7 protein-coding genes are annotated in these 7,697 nt (G+C 74.8%); 2 read left to right on the top strand and 5 right to left on the bottom strand.

The window, feature by feature from the left end:
• Positions 1–170: 170 nt before the first annotated feature.
• The gene (locus DKT69_RS02795) at positions 171–1,643 is read left to right on the top strand and encodes an N-acetylmuramoyl-L-alanine amidase (protein WP_161557757.1); all 1,473 of its coding nucleotides are present in this window, start codon (positions 171–173) and stop codon (positions 1,641–1,643) included.
• A gap of 61 nt (positions 1,644–1,704) precedes the next feature.
• Here DKT69_RS02795 and hemQ read toward each other — a convergent pair whose 3' ends face one another.
• From hemQ to hemE, 3 genes are read right to left on the bottom strand one after another with little or no spacing between them, the layout of a single operon-like run.
• Positions 1,705–2,406 carry a hydrogen peroxide-dependent heme synthase gene (gene hemQ, locus DKT69_RS02790; protein WP_109800031.1) on the bottom strand — a complete coding sequence of 234 codons (702 nt, stop codon included), beginning with the start codon at positions 2,404–2,406 and terminating at the stop codon, positions 1,705–1,707.
• Positions 2,403–3,812 carry a protoporphyrinogen oxidase gene (hemG, locus tag DKT69_RS02785; RefSeq protein ID WP_109800033.1) on the bottom strand — a complete coding sequence of 470 codons (1,410 nt, stop codon included), beginning with the start codon at positions 3,810–3,812 and terminating at the stop codon, positions 2,403–2,405. The genes hemQ and hemG overlap by 4 nt, the downstream gene beginning before the upstream one ends.
• A gap of 2 nt (positions 3,813–3,814) precedes the next feature.
• Positions 3,815–4,915: a uroporphyrinogen decarboxylase gene (gene hemE, locus DKT69_RS02780; protein ID WP_109800030.1), complete on the bottom strand. Its 1,101-nt coding sequence runs from the start codon at positions 4,913–4,915 to the stop codon at positions 3,815–3,817.
• 178 nt (positions 4,916–5,093) lie between these two features.
• Here hemE and DKT69_RS02775 point away from each other — a divergent pair, with 178 nt between their 5' ends.
• Positions 5,094–5,666, top strand: a complete 573-nt coding sequence (locus DKT69_RS02775; protein ID WP_109800029.1) for a DUF3000 domain-containing protein — start codon at positions 5,094–5,096, stop codon at positions 5,664–5,666.
• 108 nt (positions 5,667–5,774) lie between these two features.
• Here DKT69_RS02775 and DKT69_RS02770 read toward each other — a convergent pair whose 3' ends face one another.
• Both DKT69_RS02770 and DKT69_RS02765 read right to left on the bottom strand, forming a co-directional pair.
• Entirely contained in the window at positions 5,775–6,533 is a 759-nt protein-coding gene (locus DKT69_RS02770) for a hypothetical protein (protein ID WP_109800028.1), read from the bottom strand.
• Positions 6,534–6,685: 152 nt separating this feature from the next.
• Positions 6,686–7,687 (bottom strand): S1C family serine protease, encoded by a 1,002-nt coding sequence (locus DKT69_RS02765; RefSeq protein WP_236647307.1) that lies wholly within the window; start codon positions 7,685–7,687, stop codon positions 6,686–6,688.
• Positions 7,688–7,697: the final 10 nt, after the last annotated feature.

The following is a 7,697-nucleotide window of genomic DNA, read 5'->3' as shown; positions in this document are numbered from 1 at the left end:
CGACCGCGCCGGCCGAGACCACCGCCCCGGCGCCGACCGAGACCACCGCGCCGCCGGCGGCGACCACCGCGCCCGCGCCGACCACCACGTCGGCCCCGGCGCCCACCACCACCGCGCCCACCGTGGCGCCCACCGCCACCGCCCCGGCGAACCCGATCCCGACGCCGAAGGTGGTCACCCGCGCGGAGTGGAAGGCCGACGAGTCGATCGTCACCGACCCGCCGACGTACGGGACCACGGTCAAGGCGTTCTTCGTGCACCACACCGCCGGCACCAACGACTACAGCTGCGCCGACTCGGCGGCCCTCGTCCGGGGCATCGAGATCTACCACGTCAAGAGCAACGGCTGGAACGACATCGGATACAACTTCCTCGTCGACAAGTGCGGGGTCGTCTTCGAGGGCCGCAAGGGCGGCATCGACAAGCCGGTGACCGGCGCGCACACCTACGGCTTCAACACCGACAACGCCGCGATCGCCGTACTCGGCACCTACATCAGCGCCGGCATCCCCACCGGCGTGCAGGACGCCGTCGCGCACGTCGCCGCGTACAAGCTCGGCGCGTACGGCAACGACCCGTTCGGCAAGGTCACCCTGACCTCCGGGGTGGAGGGCAAGTACCACCTGGGCGAGCAGGTGGTCTTCAACCGGATCTCCGGGCACCGGGACGCGGTGGCCACCGAATGCCCCGGCGACGCGCTCTACGCCCAGCTCGCGACCATCCGCGCCAAGGCGGCCACCACCGCCAACCTGCGCCTGACCGGCCTGACCGGCACCCTGAGCGGCACGACGTACTACACCAGGAGCACGTTCACCGCGTCCTGGACGACGATCACGCCGAGCAACCTGATCTCCCGCTTCGACGTGGTGGTGGACGGCACGGTCGTGGCCACCGCCGCCGGCACCGCCCGGTCGGCGTCGGTCACCGTCCCCGCGGGCACGCACACCGTGGTGGTGCGCGCCGCGCACAAGATCGGCCGGGTCAACGCGACCGCCGCGCAGGCGTTCGTCGTCGACACCGCCGCGCCGACCTTCCCGCAGGGACCCACCCTCGCCCTGCGGGCCGGTCAGGTGAGCGGCACGGTTGTGCCGGTGACGGTGAACTGGCGGGCGGCGGACAACACCGGCGTCGGCTCGGTCCAGCTCACCGCCCCGATCAGCCGCACCTTCGCCGCCAGCGGCAGCTACGGCACCACCACCAAGCCGAGCGTCGCCACCGCATGGTCGATGCGCGCCCAGGACTGGGCCGGCAACACCGCCACCACCTCGGCGAGCTGGATCCCGATCTTCCTCCCCGAGACCAAGGCCACCCGGACGGGCACCTGGTCGACCAGCACCGGCAGCTCCTACCTCGGCGGCTCGGCGCTGACCTCGACGGCCGCCAAGTCCTCGCTGACCTGGACCGTCACCGCCCGCTCGGTCGCCTTCCTGGCGACCCGGACGTCGACCTCCGGCCAGGCGGAGATCTGGGTGGACGGCGTCAAGCAGACCACGGTGGACCTGCGCAACAGCACCACCGACTACCGCCGGGTGATGTGGACCAAGAGCTGGTCCAGCAGCGCGCGGCACACGGTGAAGATCGTCGTGGTGGGCACCTCGGGCCGGCCCCGGGTCATCACCGACGGTCTCGTCTACATCGGCTGACCCGGAACGACGACGGGCCCCGGAGGGAACTCCGGGGCCCGTCTCGCGTGTCGGCCGGGATTCAGACCAGGCAGGTGACGATGTCGGCGATCGAGCGCCGGCGGCCGGTGTAGAAGGGGATCTCCTCCCGGACGTGCCGCCGGGCGCCGGAGGCCCGCAGGTCGCGCATCAGGTCGACCATCCGGTGCAGCTCGTCGGCCTCGAAGGCGAGCATCCACTCGTAGTCACCGAGGGCGAACGAGGCGACCGTGTTGGCCCGCACGTCCGGGTAGCCGCGGGCCAGCCGGCCGTGCTCGGCGAGCATCTCCCGCCGCTCGGCGTCCGGCAGCAGGTACCACTCGTAGGAGCGGACGAACGGGTAGACGCAGAGGTAGGCGCGGGCCTCCTCGCCGGCCAGGAACGCCGGGATGTGGCTCTTGTTGAACTCCGCCGGCCGGTGCAGCGCCATCTGCGACCAGACCGGGGTGAGCGCCCGGCCCAGCGTGGTCCGCCGGAACCGCAGGTAGGCGTCCTGCAGGGCGTCGCTGGACGAGGAGTGCCACCAGATCAGCAGGTCGGCGTCGGCGCGCAGACCGGCGACGTCGTACGTGCCGCGGATCGTCACGTCCTTACCGGCCAGCTCCTCGAAGAGGGCCTCGACCTCGTCGATGACGTTCTCGCGCAGCGACGGGAGCGGGCTGGTGGCCCGGTACACCGACCACATGGTGTAACGGACGGTGGCGTTCAGCTCCTTGAGCCTGGCCGCGTTGGTCTGCTCGGTCATGAACCCGATCCTCCCAGGGCAGTGATGATCTCCTCGGCCGCGGTCTCGCCGGAGCGGACGCAGACCGGGATGCCGACGCCGTCGTAGCCGGCGCCGGCCAGGACCAGCGTGGGGTGGGCGGCGCGCAGCGCCGTCCGGGCCGCGGCCACCCGGTCGAGGTGACCGGGGGCGTACTGCGGCAGGGCGCCGCCCCACCGCTGCACGTGACTGGCGACCGGGGCGGGCAGCGGGCCGCCCAGCACCTTGGACAGCTCCCGGTGCACGGTGGCGACCAGGTCGTCGTCGGTCAGCTGCAGCGACGTCTCGTCGCCGTACCGGCCGACCGAGGCGCGGACCAGGGCGAGGCCGTCGGCCCGGCGCAGGTGCCCCCACTTGGTGGTGAAGAAGGTGGACGCCTTGATCAGCAGTCCCTCGGTGGCCGGCACCAGGAACCCGGAGAGTTCGGGCAGCTCCGGCTCGGGCAGGGCCATGGTGACCAGGGCGACGCTGGCGTAGTCGAGCCCGCCGACGGCGGTGGCCACCGCGGGCGCCGGGCCGCCGAGCAGCCGGGCGGCCGGCCGGGCCGGCACCGCGAGCAGCACCGCGTCGGCCTCGACCAGCTCCGGGTCGCGGGTGGGGCCGATGGTCAGCGCCCAGCCGGTGGCCGTGCGGCGCAGGTCACGCACCGCCGCGTCCCGGCGGATCGTCGCGCCGCTGGCGGTCGCCGCCGCCTCGACCAGGGTGCTCAGCCCGCCGACCAGGGTGCCGAAGACCGGCGCGCCGGGGGCGCGCGGCGCGGCGGCCTGGGCGGCCCAAACCGCGCCGACCAGGGTGTGCTCGACCCGGGCCGCCCGGGCCAGCGCCGGCATGGTGGTGACCAGGGAGAGGCCGTCGGCCCGGCCGGCGTACACGCCGCCGAGCATCGGGTCGACCAGCCGGTCGACCACCTGGTCGCCGAGGCGGTCGCGGACCAGCGCGCCGACCGCCACGTCCTCGTCCGGCCCGAGCAGCGGCCGGCCGTCGTCCCGGTCGGCGTCCGCGTCGGGTGTCGCCACCGCCGCCACCTTCGCCAGGTCTCCGGGTACGCCGACGAGCGTGCCGCCCGGGACGGGGCGGAGCCCGCCGTCCACGGCGAGCGCGGCCTGCCCGACGGTGGGGTGGACGATCGCGTCGGCCAGCCCGAGCCGGCGGACCAGGCGGACGGCGGCGGACTCCGCGCCGGCCGGGTCGCGCATCAGGAACGACTCCGCGCCGAACTCCACAGCCTGCCCGGCCAGCTCGCCGGTGCGCAGCTTGCCGCCGAGGGCGCCGGACTGCTCGTACACGGTGATCTCGGTGCCGGCGGGGGCGCGGTCGCGCAACCGGACGGCGGCGGCCAGCCCGGTGATCCCGCCACCGACCACCGCCACCCGCCACGGTTGCCGCACGGTCATCTCGCCTGCTCGACCGGCCGCGCGGAGAGGTCGTGCACCAGCGCGACCACCCGGGTCAGCACGTCGGGGTCGGTCTCCGGCAGCACGCCGTGGCCGAGGTTGAACACGTGACCGGGGGCGGCCCGCCCCTGGTCGAGAATCCGCCGCACCTCGGCCTCCACCACCGGCCCGGGGGCGAGCAGCACGCACGGGTCGAGGTTGCCCTGGACGGCCTTGTCCGGGCCGATCCGGCGGGTCGCGGCGTCGAGCGGGGTACGCCAGTCCACGCCGACCACGTCCGCGCCGGCCTCGCCCATCGCGCCGAGCAGTTCGCCGGTGCCCACCCCGAAGTGGATCCGCGGCACGCCCGCGTCGGCCAGCCCGGTGAGCACGGCCGTCGAGTGCGGCAGCACGTAGCGGCGGTAGTCGGCCTCCGACAGCGCGCCGGCCCACGAGTCGAACAGCTGCACCGCGGAGACCCCGGCGTCGACCTGCACCCGGAGGAAGGTGAGGGTCACCTCGGCCAGCCGGGCGCAGAGGGCGTGCCAGAGCTCCGGCTCGCCGTACATCAGGGCCTTGGTCCTGGCGTGGGTCCGCGACGGGCCGCCCTCGACCAGGTAGCTGGCCAGGGTGAACGGGGCGCCGGCGAAACCGATCAGCGGGGTGTCGCCCAGCTCCGTGACCAGCAGCCGGACCGCCTCGTCCACGTAGGACACGTCGTCGCGGTTGATCGGGCGGATCCGCTCGACGTCCTCGGCGGTGCGCACCGGCTCGGCGACGACCGGGCCGGTGCCCGGCACGATGTCCAGGTCGACCCCGGCCGCGGCCACCGGGACGACGATGTCGCTGAACAGGATCGCCGCGTCCACCCCGTGCCGGCGGACCGGCTGGAGGGTGATCTCGGCGACCAGCTCCGGGCGGCGGCAGGACTCCAGCATCGCCACGCTGGCCCGGATCTCGCGGTACTCCGGCAGCGACCGGCCGGCCTGGCGCATGAACCAGACCGGGGTGTGCGGGCCGGGTTCACGGCGGCAGGCCCGGACGAAGGGGGAGTCGGCCGGCCCGCCGCGGCGGGGTTCTCCGTCTCGGGCGGCAGTGCCCGTGGTGTCGGTGGTCATCGCGGCAATCGTGCCACGGCACCGGGTGCGGCCAGCGGGCACCGCCGCCTTTTGTGACGAGGCCCGCGACGCCGGTTCGGGCCCACCAGGATCGCCGGTCCCGCGCCCCGATGATCGTGACCGCCGCCCTCGGCGCGCCGTCCCGACGAGCGGGCGGGCGGCGGAATAGGCTGCCGGCATGGCCCCCCCGATCGCGCTCCCGGAAACCTTCGCCCGCGCGGTCGCCGGACTGCGGTCGGTCACTCCCCGGCCGGAGATCGTGCTGGAGGAGGTCGGGGCGCCCCGGCGGCTGGCCCCGTACGCGTTCGCGCTCTCCGCCGCAGTGCTGCGCGACGGCGACGAGGTGGCCACCGGGCGGTTGATCCTGCTACACGACCCGGCCGGGCACGAGGCGTGGCAGGGCACCCTGCGGCTGGTCACCTACGTGACCGCCGAGCTGGAGGTGGATCTCGCCGCCGATCCGCTGCTGCCCGGGGTGGGCTGGACGTGGCTGACCGACGCGCTGGACGCGCAGCACGCCCGGCACCGGGCGATCGGCGGCACGGTCACCCAGACCCTGTCGACCCGGTTCGGGGAGCTGGCCGGGCCGCCCGCGGCCGGCGACATCGAGATCCGCGCCTCCTGGACACCGCTCGGCGTCGACCTGGCCGCCCACCTGCTCGGCTGGTGCGCCCTGTTGGCCTCGGCCGCCGGCCTCCCGCCACCCGGCGTGACGGCGCTGCCGTCCCGCCGCCCCGCCGGCGCCGCCTGACTCCCCCCGGGACCCGGGGTCGATCATGGAGTTGCGGCGCCCCGGTCGTGGCGCTCCGCCGCTTCCGGCGGGTGGCCACCACCCCATGATCGACACCCGGTACGCGGGTCAGAGGTAGTTCTCGGCCTCGTCGCAGACCTTGTCCAGGCCCTTGCTGGCCTTGTCGAAGGCGGCCCGGTTGCCGGCCGACGCCGCGGCCATCGCCTGGGTCAGCTTGTCCAGGCAGGTGGCGATGACCTTCTTCTGCCGGGCCTGCTCGTCCCGGTCGTTCTTGGTCCCGGTCAGGTCCTGCTCGGTGTCGGCCAGCTTGTCCCGCACGGACTGGAGGTCGGTCTTGAGCTTCTCCATCTCCTGCTTGTTCGCTGCGATGGTGCCGTCCCGCTCGCTGACCTGGGCGGTGAGCTTCTTCTCGGTACGGTCCAGCTCGCCGCTCTTGGTGACGAACAGGCCGGTCATGACGCCGCCGAGGACGAAGAGCAGCCCCGCGACGACGGCGAGGATCAGCGTGGTGCGGCCCTTGCCGGCACCCCCGGCGGGGGCGCCGTAGGGTGGCGCCGAGCCGGGCGGGGCGGACATCGGCTGGCCGAAGCCCGGCCCGGAGACCGGCGGGGCGGACATCGGCGGCGCCGAGAACGGCTGCGGGTACGCCGGGGCGGACACCGGGGCGGAGCCCGGCGCGTACTGGCCGGGCACCGGCGGGGCGGACGCGGGCTGGACGGGCTGCGGCACGGTCGGGTCCGGCTGGACCGGGCCGTACCCCTGGGGTGCGGGCTGGCCGGCGCCGTACGGGTTGCCGTAGACGCCGCCGGCCGGCCGCTGCGGCGGGTAGGGCGGGTGGCCCTCCGGGCCGGTAGGTGGCTGGGACATGTCTTTTTCCTCCGGATTTGTGGTCCCCCGTGGGTGGCCCCGAAGGGCCGGGGTCTGCGGGTCGAGGCCGCCGTCGTCGGCCGCCACAGGTTCGACGGTGCGTGATGCGGTCAATGCCGGCCGGCGGCTCCTGGGCGCGGCCGGTCGTTCGGTCAGCAGAGCTTGAAGGTGTCGCAGGCGGTCTCGATCGGCACCGCGAGGCCGATCCCCTCGGCGTCCCGGGCCTTGGCGGTGGCGATACCGACGACCTCCTTCGAGCCGTTGATCACCGGGCCGCCCGAGTTGCCGGGGTTGATCGGCGCGTCGAACTGGATGACCGGACCGGACCCGTCCTCGTCCTTGCGGAAGGCGCTCACCACGCCGGTGGTCACGCTGTCCTGCAGGCCCAGCGGGGCGCCCACCACGACGATCTGCTGCCCGGACTTGACCGGCGTGCCGGCGGCGACCAGGCCGGTGAACTTGGCGGTGGTCCGCAGCTGGGCGATGTCCTTGGCCTTGTCGACCTTGACGATGGTGGCCTCGAAGCGCTGGTCGGTCCGCTCCAGGAAGACCTTCCGGCCGCCACCGTCGAACACCGACTCCACCACGTGGAAGTTGGTGAGCAGGGTGGTGCCACCGCCGGCGGCCGGCTTGCCGATCGCGAACGCGGTCCCGGTGAACTGGCCGGCCCGGACCCGGAACACGCTGGGCAGCACGGCGCTGGCCACGGCCTCCGGGTTGAACGCCGCCCCGGCCTCCTTCTCCAGCGCCTCCGCGCGCTTGTCCAGGCCGTCCAGCCGGGTGCCGTCGGCCCGCTGCGCCTCGGCCAACCGGCGGTCGGTGGCGGCGAGCCGGTCGTCCAGCCGGTGCAGCTGGTACGCCTGCACGCCGGCGACGAGGGCCAGCACCGCGACGAGCGCGAGCGCCACCACGGGCATTCGACGCCGCCGGTCGGCCCCGGCCGCGGGGACCGGCCACCCACCCGGGTACGCGGGCCCGGAAACCGGCTGCCCACCCGGATACGCCGGCCCCGACACGAGCTGCCCGCCCGGGTACGCCGGCCCGCCCGGGTACGCCGGTCCGGAGACCGGCTGCCCCACGGGATGGCCCGGCCCAACGCCCGGCTGCCCCGCGGCCCCCGGGCCGCGGGGCAGCCGGGCGTTGGGCCGGGCCATCCCGTGGGGC

The sequence above is a fragment of the Micromonospora sicca genome (assembly GCF_003172935.1).
GTDB lineage: Bacteria > Actinomycetota > Actinomycetes > Mycobacteriales > Micromonosporaceae > Micromonospora > Micromonospora sicca.
This window is presented reverse-complemented; position numbering and strand designations above follow the sequence as displayed.

Coding starts and splice junctions, on each gene's coding strand:
- hemQ (WP_109800031.1), bottom strand. CDS start 2,406: ATGACCGAGCAGACCAACGCGGCCAGGCTCAAGGAGCTGAACGCCACC.
- hemE (WP_109800030.1), bottom strand. CDS start 4,915: ATGACCACCGACACCACGGGCACTGCCGCCCGAGACGGAGAACCCCGC.
- DKT69_RS02775 (WP_109800029.1), top strand. CDS start 5,094: ATGGCCCCCCCGATCGCGCTCCCGGAAACCTTCGCCCGCGCGGTCGCC.
- DKT69_RS02770 (WP_109800028.1), bottom strand. CDS start 6,533: ATGTCCCAGCCACCTACCGGCCCGGAGGGCCACCCGCCCTACCCGCCG.
- DKT69_RS02765 (WP_236647307.1), bottom strand. CDS start 7,687: ATGGCCCGGCCCAACGCCCGGCTGCCCCGCGGCCCGGGGGCCGCGGGG.